At 54.3% G+C, this 22413-nt stretch carries 16 protein-coding genes; 8 read left to right on the forward strand and 8 right to left on the reverse strand.

The window, feature by feature from the left end; translation table 11 throughout:
- Nucleotides 1–2: 2 nt before the first annotated feature.
- The 7 genes from BMY44_RS11340 to BMY44_RS11370 are packed head-to-tail and all read left to right on the forward strand — an operon-like array spanning nucleotide 3 to nucleotide 7537.
- Nucleotides 3–722 carry a CDP-alcohol phosphatidyltransferase family protein gene (locus tag BMY44_RS11340; protein ID WP_242650532.1) on the forward strand — a complete coding sequence of 240 codons (720 nt, stop codon included), beginning with the start codon at nucleotides 3–5 and terminating at the stop codon, nucleotides 720–722.
- Nucleotides 719–2332, forward strand: a complete 1614-nt coding sequence (locus BMY44_RS11345) for an alkaline phosphatase family protein (RefSeq protein WP_089994110.1) — start codon at nucleotides 719–721, stop codon at nucleotides 2330–2332. The genes BMY44_RS11340 and BMY44_RS11345 overlap by 4 nt, the downstream gene beginning before the upstream one ends.
- Nucleotides 2329–3228, forward strand: a complete 900-nt coding sequence (locus BMY44_RS11350) for a lysylphosphatidylglycerol synthase transmembrane domain-containing protein (RefSeq protein ID WP_089994113.1) — start codon at nucleotides 2329–2331, stop codon at nucleotides 3226–3228. The genes BMY44_RS11345 and BMY44_RS11350 overlap by 4 nt, the downstream gene beginning before the upstream one ends.
- Nucleotides 3228–4220, forward strand: coding sequence for an ABC transporter substrate-binding protein (locus BMY44_RS11355; protein WP_089994877.1), 993 nt, complete (start codon nucleotides 3228–3230; stop codon nucleotides 4218–4220). Before BMY44_RS11350 ends, BMY44_RS11355 begins: the two co-directional genes overlap by 1 nt.
- Nucleotides 4221–4224: 4 nt before the next feature.
- Complete coding sequence (locus BMY44_RS11360) at nucleotides 4225–4962, forward strand: ABC transporter ATP-binding protein (protein ID WP_089994115.1); 738 nt, start codon at nucleotides 4225–4227, stop codon at nucleotides 4960–4962.
- Nucleotides 4962–6485, forward strand: a complete 1524-nt coding sequence (locus tag BMY44_RS11365) for an ABC transporter permease (RefSeq protein ID WP_089994118.1) — start codon at nucleotides 4962–4964, stop codon at nucleotides 6483–6485. The genes BMY44_RS11360 and BMY44_RS11365 overlap by 1 nt, the downstream gene beginning before the upstream one ends.
- Nucleotides 6482–7537 carry a glycosyltransferase family 4 protein gene (locus BMY44_RS11370; RefSeq protein WP_089994120.1) on the forward strand — a complete coding sequence of 352 codons (1056 nt, stop codon included), beginning with the start codon at nucleotides 6482–6484 and terminating at the stop codon, nucleotides 7535–7537. The genes BMY44_RS11365 and BMY44_RS11370 overlap by 4 nt, the downstream gene beginning before the upstream one ends.
- Nucleotides 7538–7788: 251 nt before the next feature.
- On the opposite strand, the gene BMY44_RS11375 is transcribed toward BMY44_RS11370, so the two are convergent.
- The 3 genes from BMY44_RS11375 to BMY44_RS11385 form a co-directional block, all read right to left on the reverse strand.
- Nucleotides 7789–8037 carry a hypothetical protein gene (locus BMY44_RS11375; RefSeq protein ID WP_131801602.1) on the reverse strand — a complete coding sequence of 83 codons (249 nt, stop codon included), beginning with the start codon at nucleotides 8035–8037 and terminating at the stop codon, nucleotides 7789–7791.
- A gap of 34 nt (nucleotides 8038–8071) precedes the next feature.
- Nucleotides 8072–9103, reverse strand: coding sequence for an OmpA family protein (locus tag BMY44_RS11380; RefSeq protein ID WP_089994126.1), 1032 nt, complete (start codon nucleotides 9101–9103; stop codon nucleotides 8072–8074).
- 141 nt (nucleotides 9104–9244) lie between these two features.
- Nucleotides 9245–10222, reverse strand: coding sequence for an OmpA family protein (locus tag BMY44_RS11385; protein ID WP_165611825.1), 978 nt, complete (start codon nucleotides 10220–10222; stop codon nucleotides 9245–9247).
- Between the two features lie 388 nt (nucleotides 10223–10610).
- Between BMY44_RS11385 and BMY44_RS11390 the strand changes: the two genes are divergently transcribed.
- A complete protein-coding gene (locus BMY44_RS11390; protein WP_089994131.1) occupies nucleotides 10611–11168 on the forward strand; it encodes a hypothetical protein in 558 nt (185 codons plus the stop codon).
- Between the two features lie 37 nt (nucleotides 11169–11205).
- On the opposite strand, the gene BMY44_RS11395 is transcribed toward BMY44_RS11390, so the two are convergent.
- The 5 genes from BMY44_RS11395 to BMY44_RS11415 all read right to left on the reverse strand — a co-directional run bounded on the left by BMY44_RS11395 (nucleotide 11206) and on the right by BMY44_RS11415 (nucleotide 22334).
- Nucleotides 11206–11676, reverse strand: coding sequence for a hypothetical protein (locus BMY44_RS11395; protein WP_131801603.1), 471 nt, complete (start codon nucleotides 11674–11676; stop codon nucleotides 11206–11208).
- A 687-nt stretch (nucleotides 11677–12363) separates the two neighbouring features.
- Nucleotides 12364–13530 carry an acetylornithine deacetylase gene (gene argE, locus BMY44_RS11400; RefSeq protein ID WP_089994136.1) on the reverse strand — a complete coding sequence of 389 codons (1167 nt, stop codon included), beginning with the start codon at nucleotides 13528–13530 and terminating at the stop codon, nucleotides 12364–12366.
- A 4-nt stretch (nucleotides 13531–13534) separates the two neighbouring features.
- On the reverse strand, nucleotides 13535–14719 hold the full coding sequence (locus BMY44_RS11405; RefSeq protein ID WP_089994138.1) for a M24 family metallopeptidase: 1185 nt from the start codon (nucleotides 14717–14719) through the stop codon (nucleotides 13535–13537).
- A gap of 19 nt (nucleotides 14720–14738) precedes the next feature.
- On the reverse strand, nucleotides 14739–16112 hold the full coding sequence (locus tag BMY44_RS11410; RefSeq protein ID WP_089994141.1) for an aspartate aminotransferase family protein: 1374 nt from the start codon (nucleotides 16110–16112) through the stop codon (nucleotides 14739–14741).
- Nucleotides 16113–16373: 261 nt separating this feature from the next.
- Nucleotides 16374–22334, reverse strand: coding sequence for a LamG-like jellyroll fold domain-containing protein (locus BMY44_RS11415; protein ID WP_089994142.1), 5961 nt, complete (start codon nucleotides 22332–22334; stop codon nucleotides 16374–16376).
- Between the last annotated feature and the right edge of the window lie 79 nt (nucleotides 22335–22413).

A 22413-nucleotide genomic window follows, 5' to 3' on the forward strand; every position in this document is an offset into this window, starting at 1 on the left:
ACATGATACACAGCGATCCGCAGCACGAAGGACGACCATGGGGCATGGGCAAGCCTGCCCTGTATTTCGCACTGCTTTCGTTTGTCTTGCTGTTGGGCGTTGGGGTTGTCACACAAATGCTGTTTGACATGCCCCTGCCCTCAATGTTCATTTTTGCTGTGATTACCGGACTTAGCCTGCGCGGGGTGCTTCAAAGCTATCCGCATGAAGAACTGGGAGCCTGCAATGGCGTGACCCTGTTCCGTGCGGCGTTGATTGCAGTGCTTTTTGGGGCAATCTTCGTGCCAGTTTCCGCTTGGATTGTCTTTAGCATCGCGGTTGTAGCCTTTGCATTGGATGGGTTCGATGGATGGCTCGCGCGGCGTGCCGGTCTTGAATCGGCCTTTGGTGCGCGGTTCGACATGGAAATTGATGCGTTGCTTGGTGCGGTGTTGGCGCTGGTTCTTTTGGCCAGCGGGACAGTGGGATATGCGATCCTTGTCCTTGGATTCAGTCGCTACGTCTTTGTGATCGCGGGAATTGTGTGGCCAGTTCTGCAAGGTGACTTACCGCAAAGCATGCGCCGCAAAACCATATGCGTGATCCAGATTGCGGCGTTGATTATCCTCATCTTTCCACTGACTCCTGCCGCTCTGTTGACACCGGTTGCTGTTACCGCTGCAGCCGCACTCCTTTATTCCTTTGCCCTTGATGCGCTGTTTCTGGCGCGACGCGGCGCATGAGAAAGCTCATCGTTCTCGCCGCCGCGGCGGGGGTGCTCTTTGCGATTTTGGTCCTGCCCAACCACCCCGGCACGATGAAATGGTCCGCACTCAACCGTTTTCCGATCGAGTTGCCAGTGATCCTTTTAGCGATGATCGCGATTGGACGACGCTGGGGCGTGCCCCTATTTTTGGCAGCAGTGCTGGTCACTGCGACATTTCTCAAACTTGCCGATTACGGCATGTTCACGGCCTACAATCGGACGTTTAATCCCATTCTAGATGCCTTTCTGATTGAATCAGGGATCGGACTATTGGGCGATAGTATCGGCAAACCCTTGGCCTATTTGTCAGTTGCCGGCACAATCCTGTTCCTGACGTTTCTATACGTTATCATCTTGAAAAGCCTGCACGTTTGGGCAGGTGTCCAACTGACAAAGTCTTTACGGTCGTTTGCAGTTGTGGGTGTTATCGCATGCGGGGGCTGGGCAGTCGCCGATGCCGGGCACCACTTGGGGTATTGGAAGTTTGAAAAAAGTCCGCCGGGCACAGCGTGGACTTCGCGTCTTGCGTACAAGCGTGCACTTGAAATGAAGGCCACTGCAGCGGATCTGGTGCAATTCAATCTCGATGCGCAAAAGGACATCTATGCAAGCGCAGACAACCTACTGGATCGCTTGCGGGGACAAGACGTGATCCTGATCTACATCGAAAGCTATGGCCGCGCGAGCTTTGACAATACGCTCTATGCGCCCACACATGTCGGCACGCTATCAGACGCATCTGACGCAATTGCAGGTGCTGGTTTTGCCACAAAAAGTGGATGGTTGGAGTCGCCAACGGCAGGCGGGCAAAGCTGGCTAGCACACGGCACGTTGTCCAGTGGGCTTTGGACTTCCGATAACGGGCGCTACAACGCGATGCTGGCAAGTGGCCACAAGAGCCTTTTCCACATCGCGCAAGAGGCCGGTTTCCGCACCGCTGCAATCATGCCCGCCATTACCGTTAGCTGGCCGGAAAGCAGCATGATGGGCTTCGAGCAGGTTCTTCCGGCTGCAGACATTCCCTACAAGGGTGACAGTTTCAATTGGGTCACGATGCCCGACCAGTTTACTCTGGCGACATACAGCGATCTGATTGGGGATGATCCGCGCGCTGATTTCATCCAGATCGCATTGATCACATCCCATGCACCATGGGTGCCAATTCCGGATGTTATTTCTTGGGATGACGTCGGTGATGGCACGATCTTCAACGAAATGGCTGCGCGTGGGCCCACGCCCCGTGAGCTATGGAAAGATCGCGATGCCGTCCGCGAAGCCTATCGAAAGGCAGTCGATTACTCCCTTCAAGTCACCTTCGAACATATTGCACGCCTCGGCGATTCCGCACCGCTTGTTATCGTCGTTGGCGATCATCAGGCGGCTGGTTTTGTCGCAGGTAGCGACAATCGTGATGTGCCGGTGCATATGATCGGGCCGCCAGACGTTATCAGCATGATCGACCGATGGGGATGGACGGATGGATTGATCCCCGACCCTGGTTTAGCTGTGCGGCGAATGGATACGTTTCGGAACGACTTCATCGCCGCATTTACAACCCCTGTCGCCTTGGCCGAGGTGCGGGAATGAAGCGGTTTTTCAATATTCTGGTCTCGCTTGGCATCCTTGGCTTGCTGATCTGGTGGGCGGATGGCGCAGCAGTTCTGGCGCATTTGCAAAAAGCCTCGGTCGGTTGGCTTTTGCTGGCTGTCCTATCTTTGACCGCCCTAACCTTCCTCATGGCAAAACGCTGGCAGATCATCGCCTCCGCATTGGAAATCGAGATCAGCTTCTCCCGCGCTGTGGCCGAATACTACATCGCACAAATGGTCAATCTGGTGCTGCCCGGTGGCGTGGCTGGTGACATCGCCCGCGCGGTCCGGGTGCGCCACGAAGGCGATCTGACCCGCGCAGCGCAATCCGTCGCAGCAGACCGGATCATCGGACAGTCCGTTATGATCGCAGCCCTTGGAGTCGGCATAGCCGTAGCGCTGATCCTTCCTGGGGGTATCCCTTGGCCAGCGATTGCTTGGACTGGCATCGCCGTTGGGTGCGTCGTTGTTGCTACTGCTTTTGTCTTGTCGCGCCAAAATGGCGCGACAGGGCGCTTCCTTTATCTGGTTCTTGACCAGTTCAAAGACCTGCGCCTGATGCTGCTTGCTCTGATCATCACTGTCCTGCTCATCTTCAGCCTCTATGCAAGTGCTCGCGCGACAGGAACGGTGATCCCGCCTGCCGGATGGTTCACTCTGATCCCACTGATCCTCTCAGCCATGTTGATCCCCTTCTCCGTGGGTGGCTGGGGCTGGCGCGAAGGTGCGGCGGCGGCCTTGTTCCCGCTCATCGGCGCAAGCGCTAGTGCCGGAATCGCAATGGGAATCGCCTATGGAGCAATGTTGATGATCGCAGCCATGCCCGGCCTCTATTTCGCGATGCGCGCAACCGCTTCGCCTTCTGCTGAAACTCGAAACCAAATGGATACATGATGATAAATCTTACCAAACCAACCCGCCGGACGTTCTTGCAGACGGGTGCCGCCCTCGGGGTTGGTGCTTTCGGACTACCTGCCTTTGCAGCAAGTCATACGACCGCAAATCTTCAGCTGTCGTGGCTACATTCGGTGCAATTCGGAGGCAGCTATATCGCTGCTCGAAAGGGCTATTGGTCGGATCTTGGCCTCGATGTTTCGCTTGCACAAGGCGGCCCGAACGCTCCAGTGGAACCGCCGGTCGTCACAGGTCAGGCATTGATCGGGATTTCAGCGGCCGACTACACCGCAGCGGCCGTCGCTGAAGGTGCACCGTTCAAGATCATCGCGGTCGCCATGCAGAAGAACCCTTTTGCAATCGCATCGCTGGCTGGCAATCCGGTAAATACGCCCGCCGATCTGATCGGCAAGAAAATCGGGATGGCTGTCGCGAATACGCCAGTTCTACAGGCGCTATGCACTTTGAATGGCATTGACATCAACAGTATCGAGATCGTGCCAACACAGTATGATCCAGCACCGCTGGTCAGCGGCCAAGTCGATTGCCTTTTGTGCTGGGAAACCGATCTGCCGGTAGCAATGACGATACAAGGGGTCGACAATACGACGATGCTGATGGCTGATCACGGCTATGCAGTGCATTCGCAAACCTACATCGCCACCGAGGACAGCCTCGCAAATCGCCGTGCTGATCTGGTGGCGATGCTGAAAGGTGAAGTGATGGGCTGGAACGACTATCAGGCAGATCCGGCTGCAGCAGCTGCGCTGACGGTCGAAATGTTCCCCGATGCAGGCCTTGATCTGCCGACACAGGTACTTCAGGCGGAACGTCAGGTGCCGCTCATGTTCTCTGAACTGACGGACACGAATGGCTTCGGATGGTTCACCGACGAAACCGTCGCCCAAAATATAAAAACGCTCGCGCTCTTGGACCGAAACGTATCCGCAGACCTCTGGGACCGGTCATTGCTGGAAGAAGTCCACGGCTAGGCACGTGTCCGGCGCAGACATCACATGCAGAGGGGTCGCCAAGAAGTTTGGCGACCTCGATGCAGTTGCGCCTTTGTCGCTTAGCTTTGCAGCAGGAAAGACCACTGCGATTGTCGGCCCGTCGGGTTGCGGAAAATCAACGGTTCTACGCATGATTGCCGGACTGGAAGTACCCTCTGAAGGCGAGATCCTGATCGGAAGCGAAACACCCAGCGCGCTCGCGAAACGCGGCGGCCTTGCGATGGCGTTCCAGGATCCGTCTTTGCTACCTTGGCGCACAGTGCGCACCAACATCACGCTCGGCGCGAAACTGGCGCGCAAACCCGTGGGCGATGTCGACGCGCTCATCCGGCTCGTTGGCCTTGAAGGATTTGCTGATACGAAGCCCGCCGCGCTTTCCGGCGGAATGCGACAGCGGGCTGCCATTGCGCGTGCGCTCATATCCACACCCGAAGTATTGCTCCTTGATGAACCTTTTGGCGCAGTCGATGCGATCACGCGCAGCAGGTTGAACGTGGAACTTCCCCCGCTCTGGCGCGAAACCGGGACAACAGCCATTCTGGTGACACATGCAGTAATCGAAGCGGTGATGCTGGCTGATCGCATTCTGGTGATGTCGCCACGCCCAGGTGCGATTATCGCGGATATCGCTGTCACGCTGGAAGGCAAACGCAGAGAACAGGACACGGCCTTTCAAAGCATCGCAAACCAAACGTTGGCCGCGTTGCAGGACGCGATCTGATGCGGACAACGATCTGGAGCCTTGCAGCACTCGTCTGCTGGGAATTGCTTGCGCAATTGCATCCAGACAGCGTGTTGATCACAGGACCTCGCGGTATCGCCACCTACCTTTTCGACAATGCTGGCCTCATGGCACGCGCCACCCTTGCAACCAGCCAATCGGCTGCGTGGGGATTTCTTTGGGGTAACATAGTCGCAATAATTCTGGCAGCTATTGCAATATTGGTCCCTCGAAGCGAGCGGGCAGTGTCGGCATTGTCACTCCTTGTCTTCTGTCTTCCCTTGGTCGCGACCGGCCCTATCCTGCGCGTGCTCTTCGGCCCCGGCATAGGTCCGCAGATCACGCTTGCGGCGCTCGCTGTTTCATACACAACTTACTTGGCGGTTTTAGTTGGGCTACGTGCAATTCCACAGAGCTGGCGAGACCTTGTCGCGATCTACGGACGCGGAGCGTGGATTACATTGGTCATTGTACGTGCGCAGGCCAGCCTGCCTTATCTTTTCGTTGGTCTGCAAATCGCTGCACCCGCAGCGTTTCTCGGCGCGATGATCGGCGAATTCACTGGTGCTGAACGCGGCTTGGGCGTGCTGACCTTAAGGGCAATGCGGGCGCTCGAAGTCAATGCGACCTGGAGCTTGGCAACAGTTGCAGCGCTGATCGCTATGCTAGCTTACGGAGTAGTTAGCTGGGTGGCGAAACGTTGTATCGGCTACGCGCCAGTGATTTTGCTGTCGCCGCCCACCGGAAAGAAGCGCCCGCTCTTATCTCGTCTGGGCGGTTTCGCCGGGCTGACCATCGCGGTACTTTTAGTTTGGCAATTCAGCATGGATGCTTTCGATCTCAACCGTTTTTTCGCAAAGCGACCGGGGGATATTTGGACATTCTTGACAGCACAGCCAGAACAACGCGCAATCTTGCTCGGCGCAATGGCCGAAACTTTGACAGTTACTTTTCCGGGCTACCTCGCCGGACTTTTTCTTGGTGCAGCACTCGCGGCAATCGTGGTTCTATTTCCGCGATTGAGCTCGAGCGTTTTGCCAGTCGCAGTCGCATTACGTGCAATTCCGATAATCACGACGGCACCGTTGCTGGTGCTCGCCTTGGGGCGGGGCGCAGTTGGTACGATTACTATCGTAGCCGTGATGATCTTTTTCCCGACGTTGATCGCATGCCTGCAAGGATTGCGCCAAACGCCGGGACAGATAACGGACGTCTTCCAAAGCTATCGCGCAGGTCGTTTCCGATTACTTGTCAGCGCGCAGATCCCGTCCATGTTGCCAGCGTTCTTCGCCAGCGCGCGCATGGCCGTCCCTGCCGCATTGCTTGCTGTCACGACGACTGAGTGGCTGGCGACAGGCAAAGGCATCGGGGTGCTGATGGCGCTGACGGCCAGCACGTCAAATTACAACATGCTGTGGTCTTGTGTCGTCGTCCTGTCGCTTGCCGCCGTTACCGGATATGGGTTGATTACATGGATCGAACGGGCAGTTCTTGGCATCTATGCAAGCGAGCAGCTGACATGACTGATGCAGTTTTCGCGATTCCGGGTGACAAGGATCGGCGTACCGGCGGCTTCATTTACGAAGCCACTGTGCTCCGTATCCTGAACGAAATCGGCTGCACTACACGGCATCTGGAACTCCCCGACAGCTTCCCCGAACCAACCAAGGCGGATATTTCGACCACCATTGACTTCCTGCGAGCGGTTCCGGTCGATCAGCCGATCATTCTTGACGGATTGGTCTTCGGTGCGATTGATCCAGAGGGCCTTGCGACGGTGTCTGCGCCTGTCATTGCGATGATCCACCACCCGCTGGGGCTGGAGACTGGCTTGAGCCAAGAACGCGCGGCTTACCTGCGCGCGAACGAGGCTGCCGCGCTTGCCCACGCCGCTCACATTATCGTGCCTAGCCCGCATACAGCTCTCGTGCTTGCCCGTGACTTCGGTGCAGATCCAGCGAAGATCACGGTGGCCTTGCCTGGCTTCACTCGTCCGACTGTGGCTGCTGCCAGAGTCGACCCGCCTCTTATCCTGTCAGTTGGCCTTCTCGCTGAACGGAAAGGGCATGATGTGTTGATTGCTGCCTTGGCCGGCATGCAGGATATTTCGTGGCAGGCGGTAATCGTCGGCAAGGCCCATGACTTCGCGACAGCACGTGCCCTAGGATACCAGATTGAGCAATCCGGCCTGTCGGACAGGGTGAGACTTGGAGGGGAACTGTCAGAAATTGAGTTGAATGACCGTTTCAATGCTGCGTCCATCTTCGCGCTGGCAACCCGATATGAAGGCTATGGAATGGTGTTGAGCGAGGCGATGCAATACGGTCTGCCAGTCGTCACCTGCGCCGTCGGGGCAGTGCCCGATACAGTCGGTGATGCGGCCTATCTTGTTCCGGTCGATGATCCCGCGGCTTTCGAAGCTGCGTTGCGGCGCTTGCTTACAAACCCGGTAGAACTGGAACGTATGCGCTGGTTGTCGCATCAACACGCAGCAAACCTGCCGAACTGGACAGACACAGCACAAATTTTTGTCAATGTTATTGCCCGTCTCGGGCGGCGCGGTGAAAGCAAATAGCAAAAGACCGTTGTCTGAGTTTGCTGCAACCCTCATTTCTCTGGGGCAGAGAACTGGTCTGCACTACCGACATCGCCTTATCCCGACGCCTGTTTGCAAGCTTTTTTAGTCAAGAATGAACGTACACATATTGGATGGCTCTTTTGGCAGGAATATCACGCTGTCTTACTCTTATCTGCCCCGTAAAAAGATGCGCGATCAAATGATCGCGCATCTCATGCCCAAGTTGTGGGTAGTATTAAGTTGGTGCGTCAGCTGGCCTGCGCAGAGATATGCTTCTTGAGCACCGTGCGGTCATGCTCCAAGGCTTCGATCTTCTTTTGATCGTCGTCGCGGGCAATCCGTTCCTGATCAAGACGTTTGCGCCAGAAATCCATTTCGCTCTTGGCGGCATTGATCTGCTGCTTCGCGCCAAGCTTCCAGATGGCGAACCCCAGCGCCATGCCAAGAACAAACGCTGCTGACAGGTGCAAGAGTGAATCTATGAGAGGTGTAAACATGCTTAGTCCAGTCTTTGGATGGATCTACAGGGATTCATTTCTGTTCCCAGTCGAGGGCAATGCGTTGATTAAGCTGACGGCCGTCTTCTGACGCATTGTCAGCAATCGGGTCGCTGTCACCATAGCCGACGGCACGCATCGCATTGGATGGAACGCCTAGTTCTAAGAGGGCGTCATAAACAGCCATAGCCCGACCATTGCTCAGCAACAGGTTGCTGGCCAGTCCGCCGCCACTGTGCGTGTGTCCTTCGATTTCAAGGCGCACATCAACGTGCGAACAGGAAATTGCGGTCGCTGCGATGCTTTCGAGAAGTGGCATCGCGTTTGCGGCCAATGTTGTCGTCCCCGGTTCGAAATCGATACTGCCATCAGCAAGAAGCGAGTCAGACTTCTGCTGACAAACAGATTCTGGCGTCACCGCAGGTTGATTTGCCAAAGTTTGCAATTCTGCGATTTTCGCATCACGAGTGTCGAGTTCGGCTTTGGAAGTGGCAAGTTCGGTAGAAAGCTGATCCAGTTCGCTTTGAAGTTGCTCTTTTTGCGTGATCTCTTGTGAGAGTTCGGAGATACGTGCATCTGCGGATACGAGTGCTGCTGCTTTTTCGTCGATCGCACCCTGAAGGGAAGCGATTTCTGCTTCAAGCGCGATCGTCACGTCATCTTTCATCGCTTCGCTTTGCTCTTTTGCGGCGATGAGGGCCACCTGCAGTTCCGCGTTTTCGGATTCGAGCGTTTCTGCAAGCGCAAGCGTTTCGTCTAACTCTGCGGCAACACCCTGAAGTTTTGTTTCGCTATCGGCAAAAGCCGCCTGCGCTACCGCGATTTTCTCCTCAACCAGCGTACTGGCATCGACCAATTCGTCGCGCTCTGTCCGGAGAACCTCAAGTTGTGCATTCAGCGCAGCTGACTCCTCTTCGAATGCAATCCGATCTTCTTCGAACTGGGCGGTCAGCGCTGTAACTTGTGCAAACACATCCGGTCCATCCGATTTTGCGAATGACTGGACGGCTGAGAAGAACACCAATCCCGTCAGGGCAAAGATACCAACAATAAGTCCAATTCTCATTTGGGAAACCTATCAATTTTCAGAGTTTAAGCGATCGAGAGCGACACACCGACTTTGAATGCCTGAGACGAAGAAAAATACAGGGTCCTGGCTTGATGCAGCCGAGACGTGCGGCCCCGCAAAGGGGGCCGCAGACTGTGTTCATACGTCGGATTCTGGTTCCATCACAGAAAACTCGATCCGGCGATTGCGTTGTTTATTCTCTTCGGAGTTGTTCGCAACGATTGGAAGCGTTTCGCCAAAACCAACAGCTTCGATGCGACCGCCGTCGGCACCAGCTTCAACCAGATACGCACGGACAGAACGCGCACGCGCTTCTGACAATGACTGGTTCAGGATTTCGCTCCCGTCGGAGTCGGTATGACCATCGACACGAATGGCAAGCTCTGGGCAACGGTTCACAATGTCCACGATGCTGTCCAGAAGCAAACCACTGCGGTCTTCAAGCTGTGCACTCCCGCGGGCAAAATAGATGTTGTCTGTCCGTGACATGATCTCGAAGCGGCCCTTACAGGCTTCCATTGAGAAGTCGCCGGAATCTTCGAGCGCAACAGACACGAGACCAGCGGTCTGTGCCATCTCATTCGATGCGGTAACGTATTCGGACGCAGAACCTGCACGATTAAACATGAAATCGAAAGTCACTGTCGCAGACGGAATGATTTGCACTTTCGCTGCTTCTTCAAGCTTGGCGATCCCGCCATCAAGTTCGAAATCTGCGGTCGGCAAAGAAATTGGCGTGCTCGAAGTAACGGACACGGTGTTGTCATCCAGAAGCATGACAGCGATTTCAGCTTCACGCTCGGATTTGACGCCATGCAATTCGATTGTGTAGTTCGCCATCATGACCTTCCGGCGAACGTCGCGGAGATCTTCCAATTGTTCTGGATCAAGCTGCATGGTGACGACGGCTTCAGGAAACTGGAATGTTTCAAACAACAAAAAGCGCATGCGCACATTGCGCAGGTCGACATTGGTATCGACGGAATCCATGAGGATACGCACAGTGGCCACGCCATTTTCGTCGATTGTTCCGGCATAAGAACCAAAGGTGCTGGATTCGACTTTCGTCTCGTTCTTCACAGATTGGAACCGAAGGGTCGACGCTTCTGCGTTCATCGTCCATCCAGGTGCAAAAACGTTTTCCTGGGACAGCGCTTGCTGAGGACCAAAGCACAGAAGCCCCGCCACACACAGGTGTTTCCACTTTGATGTGAAAACATGTAGATCGTTATAAGACATAGGTTTTCTCCAAACTATGCAGCACAAAAAACTGCCATTCAATTCGTGCGCCATACCCTTGATCTAATTGTTCGCGTTAGACGAACGATGGCCTGGGAAAGGACGGCTTTGGAGCGAATAGACCCGTTAATTGGTGCTTTAATGGGGCGGAAATGAGGTAATTTCGATTCAATTTCATCGAAAGTTTCCAACGAAATTTCATCAAAAAGCCTTAGAGTGCCGCTATCCCCAAGGGCGAGCAGTGTAATATATTAAGGAACGGTCGATGTTTAAGCAGATAACCGCCGCGACAGTACTTGCCCTTTTGACGATGAGCCCGGTAGCCGCACAAGACAGCGCCGAAGCATTGGCATGGGAAGCGGCAAAAGCAACTGGCACCTCGGCAGAGGTGTTTGAATTCATAGAACAGTATCCCAATGGTGAATTTACCAAAGAAGCCAAAGCATACATGATTGATCTGCTTTGGGTCGAACTTGCCGCGAATGCGCCCGAGCAAGCCACAGTCGTGGAGGTTGCCGTCGCAGACAGTGTGCCTGTCACATTCAGCACGCCATTGACCGAAGGGTCCGCCGATATCGTCGGGATGACACTTGAAAAGCTGATCGACGGCACCCCCCTCTATCCACCCGTTGAAGGGCTTCCAGAGTCATACTGGAAAGACCAGAATTGCTCGAACTGTCATACTTGGGAACAAGCCAATCTTTGCACGCAGGCTAATTCCTACCTGACAGATGCCGGTGCAGAGAACCTTGTCAAGAAACACCCCTACGGCGGTACGTTCAAAATGAACCTTCGCAATTGGGCGCAAGGCGGTTGCGAATAAGCATCCATTACGGCGTACAATAATTTATTGTGCGCCGTCAGGCTTTGCGCATCGCGGCTTCCGCTTCGCGCATCCCAACGTTGGCTTCGCGTGGCGCAGGCACGCAGTCATCCGGAACGCGCGCCCAGAGGGCAACGGAAATGGCGATCAGCAATCCGACCGCGTATTCGATCGCAATGACAGGTGCCAGTGTATTCCAAGGTTGAACTTTGAGCATTGCCATGGACCCCAGTGCCAGCGCTGTGAACCAACAAAAGACTGATGTCGCTGCACTCACCGCCATCGGAAGTCTATATTTCACAGGAATTGCAAGCACCGGGCGGTCACTGAACCTGTTCATCACCGGCATGACATAAGCCCCGATCACCATCGCGTTCATTGTCAGCGCTGTGACGATGATCAGCTTCATCCAAAGCTTTGGTGAGAATTCGGCCGCGACAAAACCGGTACGAATGTAAATCAGACAAATGCCTGTCCCCCAAAGACCAACAACAGCGGTGCTGATCATTTGATGTGAGAGCATCGTATCGGCAAGAAGAACGCGACTGGGCGCAGCATGTCGGCCCCGGAAAAAAAGAATATCTAGTCGTACAGCAAGGCCCAACCCGACTGCGACAAACAATAGATGAAAATATATGAAAATATCAGCAAGCACGTTTTATCCCCCAAGATAATGAGCCTAAAACCGGCATACTCACAAATCACTATTTGAAAATGTTGCTTCAAAGCGTGGATGATTTCCAGCCTTTCAGCCGATAATATTGTTTCCTATTTGGAAACATGTCGGATTTTCAGCAGCTTAAGGTTGAAGAAAGCTACTGATTTACGCTCCAATCTTGCTCTTGGTGGCCGTGCTGATCACTCTATTTATAACTTTTCCCGCGACGATAGCCCACATTTGGCTATGACTTGGAATCGGTGTGAACGGCGCAAGGGTCCTAACCCCAGAGCAGCGCCTTTCTACAATGTCCCGCACTTGCGCTGATCTCATTCTTTCAATGATGCCGCGATACCAATTCTCGAGATTACGAAGGAACACATTGGCAAGATACGGTTCCAATGCCCTAGAATGTCAAAGCTGAAGTATGGTGAACTCTGGATCAAAGACGTTCGGGTACAAGACAACCTCCGGTCGAGAGCCCCAGTCCGCTTCAATAGAAAAAAGAAACGAAGTCGACACTTTCAAAAATGCCGCTCATGTCTCGCTCAGATTGTTTGAATGACTCCCTAGCCTTTCAAGCATTACCAGACATTGCGTCAGCTGTTCGATAGACACAAACTCATCCGCTTTGTGCGCCTGCTCGATTGATCCAGGTCCGCAGACAACAACATCCATACCAAGTGATTGGAATATCCCAGCCTCTGTTCCAAATGATACAACTTCTGCCCTATTCACTCCGGTCAATGCAGCAAGAACCTGCAAGGCTTCGTTTTCATCTGTCGGCATCAGACCTGCGATTTCACCGACGACTTCTGTCTCGATTGTCGCATCCGGGTAGACGGACCGCATGGCAGGCAACAGCACATCGTCGCAATAGGTTTGGACCGCGTCTCTCACGAAGTTCGCATCGCTGGCCTGTACTGGGCGCATTTCCCAATCCACCTGCGCTTTGGACGCGATGACGTTGTGGACGGTCCCGCCGTTCACCGCCCCGATATTCAGCGTCGTCCAAGGCGGGTCGAAGCGGCTGTTTTGGGGATAGCGGGATTTCAGATTTTCGCGCAGTTTCAGCAGATGACCGACGTAGCGAGCGGCATATTCGACCGCATTCACGCCAAGATCCGGCGCGGACCCGTGTCCTTCAAGACCTTGAAAGCGGGTCGTGTATTCACAGCAGCCCTTGTGACCTTCAACGATCCGCATGTTTGTCGGTTCACCGATAATCGCCATGGATGGTTTGATCGCGCGGTCGATCAGCGTCTGTGCAAGGTCTTTCGCTCCGATACACCCTGTTTCTTCGTCATAGGTAAACGCAAAATGCATCGGACGGTTGGGCACGCTTTGCGCGAATGTCGGCGCCATCGCCAATGTGGCCGCAATAAACCCCTTCATGTCACATGTGCCGCGACCAAACAAAAGACCATCGCGTTCGACCATATTGAACGGATCACTTGACCAGTTTTGATCAGTGACTGGCACGACATCTGTATGTCCGGACAGGACAATGCCACCGTCTTCCTCCGGCCCCAGTGTGGCGAAAAGGTTGGCCTTTTGCCCACGCTCATCAAGTAGCACATCGACCTTTGCTCCGCTGTCTTCCAGCCGTGTCGCGAGATACGCGACCATCTCTAAGTTACTGTCAGAGGAGACCGTCGGAAAGGCGATGAGGTCTGACAGGATCTGCGTGGTCTGCGCGATCATCCCATCAACTCTTCACGAACAATTCGCGTTCGATATTGCAAAGTGGCATGGCCGGACCGTCGTCCTGAATCAGGATTGTTTCGGTCGTCTCCAACCCCCAGCTATCCATCCAAAGGGCGGGCATAAAGTGAAAGACCATCCCGGCTTCCAGAACAGTTTCGTCTTCGCTGCGGATAGAGGCTGTGCGTTCTCCCCAATCCGGCGGATAACTGAGACCGACCGAATAGCCCATGCGTCCAGAGCGTTCGATACCATGTTTGGCTAGCACGCTCATGAAAGCGTTCGCAATATCACAAGTTCGGTTGCCAGCGCGTGCGGCAACAAGGCCCGCGTCAATACCCTCCATTTGCGCCTCTGCCGCGCGCAACATCTCATCGGGCGGCGTGCCTAGAAATACGGTGCGGCAAAGCGGAGCGTGATAGCGGCGATAACATCCCGAGAGTTCAAAGAACGTCGCTTCGCCTTCCCGCATAGGCGTGCCGTCCCATGTCAGATGGGCGGCGGTCGCATCCAGCCCTGACGGTGTCAGAGGTACGATTGCCGGGTAATCGCCCCAATCGCCTTCGACCCCGGAAATCCCCGCATGCATTATGTCTGCTACAAGATCGTTTTTGCGCACGCCGGGTGCTGCGCGCTCAATCGCCGTCCGGATCACCTTCTCAGAAATCCGCGCCGCTTTACGGATGAAGCCGATCTCGGCCTCCGATTTGACAATCCGTTGCCAGTTCACCAGCGCGGTCGCATCGATTAGCTTTGCGTCAGGCAGTTCTTCGGTAAGTACGGCATGGGCTTTGGCGGAGTAATAGTAATTCTCCATTTCGACCCCGATCCGGGCGCGGTCCAAGCCAAGACGTTTCAGGTGCACTGCAAGGTCTTGCATCGGGTGGATCGCCGTCGACTGCACAAAGTGATCGCCGTAGCCAAGGATATTTTCATGCTGCATCCAGCAGGTCCGACGACCGCCCATCATGTCCATATGGCGACCCCACCAGATCGGCTCGCCCTCTTGCATGAGGATGACACCCTGATGGACGTAAAAGGACCACCCGTCATATCCAGTCAACCAAGCCTGATTGGACGGGTCAGTAACAAAAATCGCATCAAGCCCTGCGTCCAACATCGCCACCCTGGTCTTGGCGATGCGGTGGACATATTCAGACGTCTCGAAAGCAGAAACCTGCGCGGTCATAACCTTGCTCCTTCACGGGTTAGCCCAGAATACCCTTAATCGCTTGCCGGGTCGCGGAAACGATTTGGTCCACATCGTCACGGGTCAGACAGAACGGAGGCGCAAATCCAAGAATATCGCCCTGTGGCATGGCCCGGGCGATGACCTTGTTCTGCTCCAGCAGCTTTGCCGCAATTTTTGGCCCGATCTTTTCACTGGCGTTATAGAACGTGCGGTTTTTCTTATCCGCGACGAACTCGACCGCGCAGATCATGCCTTCGCCGCGCACGTCCCCGACATGGGAATGATCTGCGAGCGCCGCATGCATTTCTGCGTTCAGATACGCCCCTACGTTCCTGGCGTTTTCAATCAGACCAAGCTTGTCGATCAATTCTAGGTTGGCCACGCCCGCGGCCGCGCCGATAGGATGCGCCGAATAGGTCCAGCCGTGCCCGATCGGACCGTTTTCATCAGTGCCTTGTTCCAAAACGGCCCACATTTTTTCCGAAACGATAGACCCGGACAGTGGCGCATAGGCCGATGTCAGCCCCTTTGCGATTGTTATCAGATCAGGGCGCATTCCGTAATGGTCGGATCCGAACATCGATCCCAGGCGTCCGAAACCTGTCACAACTTCGTCTGCGACCAGAAGTATGTCGTGCTGGTCAAGAACGGCTTGTATCGCGGGCCAATAACCTGCTGGTGGCGGCACGATCCCGCCGGTACCCAAAAGTGGCTCGCCTACAAAGGCGGCAATCGTGTCAGCCCCTTCGCGAGTGATCATCGCCTCGAGTTCGGCCACGCAATATGCAACGAACTCACTTTCGGTTTGGTCCAGATTGTCACGGCGGAAATAATATGGGGCCTCGGTGTGAAGCACCTGCGTCAGTGGCAGATCGAAGTTCTTGTGAAACAGTTCTAACCCTGTCAACGATCCGGTCATAAGCCCGGACCCATGATAGCCACGCCAACGTGAAATGATCTTCTTTTTCTGCGGCCGACCAAGGATGTTGTTGTAGTACCAGATCAACTTGATGTTGGTTTCGTTCGCGTCCGATCCCGATAGACCGAAATAAACCTTGGACATGTGATCGGGGGCGCGATCCAGCACCATTTTTGCAAGCGTGATCGACGCTTCTGTGCCGTGCCCGACATATGAATGGTAGTAGGCCAGTTCCCTTGCCTGCTCGGCGATGGCCTCTGCTATCTCGGGCCGCCCATAGCCGACATTCACGCAATAAAGGCCGGCGAATGCATCAAGCATTCGATTGCCATCACGGTCCTCAATATGACACCCAGAGCCGCCCTTGATGACCCGATTGGGCAGATTACCCCGCGCAAATTCGGCAAGATGTGTGGAGGGATGAAAGAAGTTGTCTCGGTCCCACTGTTCCAGTTTATCGTTATGAAGCATGACTTATCCCACGGCTTTGGCGGCGCGCCGCCTGATGACATACGGATTGAAGCCGGTTGCACGCTTCGGGCCAATTCGACCTGAAATTTGAACAGACTGCTCCGCTCCCCCAAGCAGCAGCGCGCAATGCCTTTATTGCCAAGGTATGCTGCAACTGAACCACGGCTGATTACTCAAAATCAACTGAATCTTTCTGGAGATGTTTCATCAAGCGTGTGCTGCACTGCCTAACACTCCGCACATGGGGTCTTTGGCGCAGCGCTAGCCCATCTCAAGATCATTAACCAATTGGTTGACCGTGACCTCTTCGATTGTCAGCTTGCCACCGCTGCCAAAGTCAAACACGACATCTGATCCGACTTGCTTTGCCAGATCCAGTGCCTCGGCCTTTGTAAGATCAAATCCGTCGAGGACGACCGTATCGACGTTGTTCTGAAAGTCTTTCACGATATCAACACCTTCACCACGATCGAATTCAAAAACATCCGCGCCTGCACCACCATAAAGCAAATCAGACCCCGACCCGCCGTCCATGAAGTCCTTGCCATCTCCACCATAAAGCCTGTCCGCGCCACCGCGTCCGTAAAGCTTGTCGTCGCCGCCATAGGACCTGAGAACATTCGCTCCGTTTGTTCCCAACATGGTGTCATCTCCGGTTCGCGATCCTGAGGCACCTTCGAAATCTGCAATCTTGTCATTGGTGGCCCACGCCTTGCTAACCTCGTCATCGCGCAGGTCGATCCTGATCCCGTCCGGACTGTCGAAATAGCTGATGTAGTCCCTGCCAGATCCGCCCTCGAAGGTCTCCCTTCCGCCGCCAACGCGGACATAGTCGTCGCCATCGCCAAGAAACACCTTGTCTGCGCCACCACCTGCGGCGACCTTGTCGTCGCCGCCGTACGTACGGATCGTATTTGCGCCCGATGTACCAGTGATACTGTCGCCGCCCGTTTTTGAACCAGAGATGCCTTCGAAATCCTTGATCACGTCATTGGTTGCCCATGAGCCAGAGATTTCGTCAGTTGCGAGGTTTGCCGTGATCCCGCCTGAGCTGGCGTAGTAGCTGATGTAATCCGTGCCTGACCCGCCCTCAAAGGTTTCCCTGCCTCCACCGACTCGGACAAAGTCGTTGCCCGAGCCAAGTTCAACCCTGTCGGATCCTCTGCCGGCATAGACCCGATCATCGCCGCCATAAGTGCGGATCGTGTTCGCTCCGGCGGTGCCGTAAATCGTATCGTCACCCGTGCGCGAACCCGATGCACCTTCGAAATCTTTGATGTTGTCGTTCTGGGCCCAGGACCGGGATACAGAGTTCTTATCGAGATTGATAAATACACCGTTCTTGCTGCCGTAATAACTGATGTAGTCAGTCCCGGATCCACCATCAAAGCTGTCAGCACCGCCGCCGACGCGGACGTAGTCGTCACCCGCGCCTAATGAAACGGTGTCGTCACCGGTACCGTCTGAAATGTGGTCGTCACGACCAGTTACAAAGCGCGTTATTCCTGGCAACGGGCTGCCATCAAAACTGCGAAGCGTCAGCGCGGGGCCACCTGCCGCATCTTCGATCTGGTTCGGATTGGCCAGATCGGGCCGCCAATTCGCGGCGAGGTTTGCTTGGGTGCTGGGATTGTCGAGATGGCGAAACGCGTTGGCTGCAATTTCTGCGTCAGTTCTGACATCATCCCAAATACGGATATCAGCCACTTGGCCACGTCCGAGGTTATTGAGATTGAAGCCGGTGCCAAGCCCGTCCTGCTCCTGACCAAAAACGAGCGTTCCACCAGACGAAATGCCACCACTACCTGTCGAACCGGTATGGATAAGTGCGCCATCAAGAAACGTCTTCACTTGCCCGTTGCTGCTGTCATAGGTGACGGATACACGGTGCAACTCGCCATCAAGGATCACTGATGACGGAATACCGGTGAGCTGGTTTGTTCCGTTGATCCTAACACCAATATCGCCGCTAAAACTGCCTTCGGTGTATGCAAAGATCAACAAGGCCTCATTGTCACTGGGGACGGCATAGGACAGGAACGGGATCAGCCCCGTTACGGGGTCGACTTCATCTGCGCTTTGAAAGAGCACCTCGGCGGACAGGGACGCAGTCGGCATGTCGAAATTGACCAGTTCTGCATACTGTTTCTGTTCCGACCCAGCATTGAGATCAAGCATATCGACCGTAAAACCATCGCGTCCCACCAAAGTGTCATCACCATCCGAACCAACGATTTTTTCGATGCTCGCTGCTGTGCTTTCAAACAGCTTTGTCTCGGTTGCCAATCTGATTTCGAAGCTCTGCGTGTCGGGCACAACGCGCGCAAGATCGGCTGCGTCATTCGCAAATAGAAGATCAGTCTCCAGCACCATTTGCGGCGTCAGCCCATTGCGGGCTTCGTCCTGCCCGTTGTCAAACCAGACGGGCTTCTGGACCGTCACAGTGGTCGTAAATTGCGAAGAAGAAGAGAATGTGACTGACCCGCGAAGCGAACTGAAATCCAGCGTATCGACCCCCGACCCGCCATTGATCAGGTAGCTGCCTTCGTTAGCAAAGAAAGCATCGTCTCCAGTGCCGCCCAGCGCAATGTCGTCGTCTTCCAATAAGAGAGCGTCGTCACCCCCAAGACCGATGAGAACGTCGTCGCCTTCATCCCCCGACAAGACATTTGCCAGTGCATTGCCTTCGAGCTTGTCATCGTAAATCGAGCCAATAAGGTTTTCGATGCCATTAAGAAGGTCAATTCCACTCCCGTCAGAAGCTCTGCCGGTTTTGATGCTGGCCGATACACCAGCAAAGCGACTGATGATGGCTTCTCCCTCTGGGCCGCCAAGATGCACGGTTGCGTAAGACGCCGTATCAATGCCGTCACCACCGTGAAGAATATCCGCTCCGCGTCCGCCGTGTAGCGTATCGTTTCCATTGTCCCCATAAAGAGAATCCGCTCCATCGCCGCCGAAAATGGTATCATTTCCATTGCGGCCTTTGACGATATCGACACCCGCCCGCCCGACGAATTGGTTGTTGCCAGCGTCGCCATTCATGGTGTCGTTCTGGTTGGAGCCGACTACAAGTTCGAAGCCCGCAAATTTTCCGATGATGCTGTTATTCGAACTAGCCGCCGTTCCGGCCGCCACATCCACCGTAATCGATGCATTGGAAATCGGATCAAAAACGATTGTGTCATAGCCCGTTCCACCTGCAATCGTCGCCTGATCAACATCAAAGCTGCCATAGCGCTGCAGTAAGGCAAAATCATCACCAGCACCCAAATCAGTGATTTGATACTCGCCGTTAAGCGTTGTGTTAAACGACACACGATCGCTTCCAGCCCCGCCTGAAACAGACCCATGGCCGCCACCTTCAAAACTGACAACGTCATCTCCATCGCCGCCATCGAAAATCGCCTGGCCGCCTTTCACAATCAGTAAGTCATCTCCACCACGACCGTCGAAATCACCGATTTGGGTGCCATCAAGAATCATCGAAATCTCGTCATCGTTCTCACTTAGAACGAACTTTTCGATGTCATGTGCATTCGCGCTGTATGATCGTTGCGATGAAGATAAGGATCCTGTTTCGCTTGTGGTAAAAGCCTCAACAAGATAAATCCTGCCAGTTGGCCCCGTCCCCTGTGACGTCAGCTTCCAGCGCACGTCATCCAGTTGCGTCAGATTCAACGTATCAATTTCGCGACCTCCGCCGCCATAGAAAAGCGGCGTTATGTTCTGACTGTCATCAAGAGAACTCGCGTAAATAAGATCGGCACCATCACCGCCCCAAGTAACACTCGCACCATTTGAATAGAGGGTGTCATTGCCATCGGCACCGTGAATCTCGATTGATCGTTCACGCGTACCGACAGCGCCATAGATGACATCATCCGCATCAGAGCCTGCAAACTTTTCGATTCCCACTGCGGTATCTGTCGCGATGACACGACCGCGGCTATCAAGGTGCTCGATGGTTCCGGTGTCAGCAATAATCCGGAGTGGTCCGGATGCGGCAGTGGTGTTGTTCAGCAGGAAAGTCAGATCATTACGGTTAATTGGGCTGCTTCCTTCACCGACAAACTGAAGGTCTTTGTAGACAAATCCATTGCGCGAATAACCCAAACCGTCACCGACCGAAGTGTTCGTGCCGCCGTCGTAGTGCTCTGATTTACCAGCAACAGATGCGTCTCCCGCAATCAGGAGATCATTTCCTTTGCCACCCAGAAGCAGATCAATTCCGGCACCGCCGATCAGGATATCGTCACCGCCTCTTGTGTCGAGAACGTCGTTTCCGCCGCGCCCTTCTACCAGGTCTGTGCCCTCGGCGGTCAATAAAGAGTTCGCGCGATCTGATCCCTTGACCCGGTGAACACTCAGACGGCCACCGTCCTGCAGAATGACGTTTTCGATACTGTAAAGGACGTCATCACCTTCGGCGTCAGTATTTTTCGACACCGACTGTCCCGCGATCAGATCGACCGTGAATTCACTGTTAGGGTCATCGTTGTTCAGAACCTGGAACGTATCCCGACCACGACCGCCGTATATTTCGTCGTCGCCCATACCCGGAATGAAGACATCATTGCCAAGTCCGCCGATCAGTCGGTCGTCTTCAGTCGATCCAAAAATGGTGTCATCGCCGCTTTGCCCATCGGCAACGTAGAAGCCATCGACTGTTTGCCCAAAGCTACTTAGGAACATCAAGTCGTCCACATCTTCGTTACCTTGCAGAATGGAGCCGCCGGTGACGGCGTCTTCCAATGTCGCAACCTCAAACGCAATATTTCGAAAGACGACATACTCGAAATTCGAGAGCGTCTCAGCCCCTTGCTTCCTGCTTCCTTCGGGTGGCTTGACGTGGGTGATGACGATGGAGCCATCATCTTCATTCACCAGAATTTCGTATTCCCCGAAGTTCCCATCAAAGTAGATCAGGTCAATTCCGCCGGCTCCATCAAGAACGTCGTCCCCCTCACTCGCCACGAAAATATCGTTCGCATTGGTGCCTGTGATGTTGTCTTTTCCATCCTTACCATCGAACAGAACACCTTTGCCGCCCGACCGGCCACTCAGGTCGATTAAGTCAATATCTGAGGTTCCATACCACGTCGGACCAGAGTTTGAATCCGTGTTGGCTTTTCCGACAGCGTCACCGAAGATTGCGGTTTCAAGATCAACAAGGAATCCTGTTTCAATTCCGTTGGTGCTACTGAAAATGCCGAAATTGTCGACATTGAACGCATCTAGCAAATCGGCCATGTCTTGTGCATTTGACACAAGACCGTCCAGAAAGTTCTTTAACTCGATCCCGTCAGGAAGGGTGAGGAGCGCGTTGATCTCCACTTCGAGATCAATCAGGAGCTGCTTGATGCCCAAAGTATCAGTCAGAAAGTCCAGTACCGGTTGAACAAACAGGTCAAACACGACCCCGGCTGCGTCCAACAGGGGTTTGATCGGCTCTAGTGCAGCGGCTGCAGCTTCAAGAGGTCCAGAAAGCAGATTGAAAACACCGGCAATTTTCTCCAATTCTGCAGTGCCAAATTGCGCAGTATCAAGTTTGGCTGAATCCATCGTGCGCTGGATCGTAGTGACACGACCGGTTAGCGTTTCGTAGACGTCAACCAAAGGATCAATCGCTGCGTTACGATTGGCAAGCTGCGAGTCAATTTCGGCCGAAAGGTCCGCGTAATGGCTAGCCCAATCCGCACCGGTAATGAACGTCGTACGCCCGCCATCCGTTGCTGCGTCAATCGCCGCAATCGTATCGTCAAGCGTCGCAGTGTGTTCGTTGACCTGATCCTTTGCTTCGGCCACCTTTTCGGAAACAAGTTCAAGTGCGTCAGCCGCGTCAATCAGGGCCGACTTTAGATCAGCCAGAAACTCGCCCTTCTCCTTAGACCCTTTGCCAATGTTGTTGAGTTTCTCGACCTGCTCCTCAATTGCTTTCATCGCGGGTCGCGCAATGCTTTCCAAAAGCGTCTTGAAAACCTTCGACACGCTGCTGAGCGGGCCAGCCTTTTCTGTAGCTTCGAGCAGCTTCAACTGCTTGTCGATTAGTTTCCGGATTTTACCTGCTTTGTCTCCGGACTTGTCTACGAAGCCGACAACGTCCGACGCCGTTTTGAGCGTGCCCGCGAATTCATCAAGGCTCGCGCTCAGGTCATCCAGTTCACCAGTGATGCGGCTGATGTTGTCCCTGTAGTCGATCATCGATTGTCCAGCAGGCATGGTCTGGCTCCTTTGCTTAGCAAGTGATGCCAAGCAGAGCGAACCAAGCTATCTGCAACAACCGTATCGTTTGCAATAC

The organism is Cognatiyoonia koreensis (genome assembly GCF_900109295.1).
GTDB lineage: Bacteria > Pseudomonadota > Alphaproteobacteria > Rhodobacterales > Rhodobacteraceae > Cognatiyoonia > Cognatiyoonia koreensis.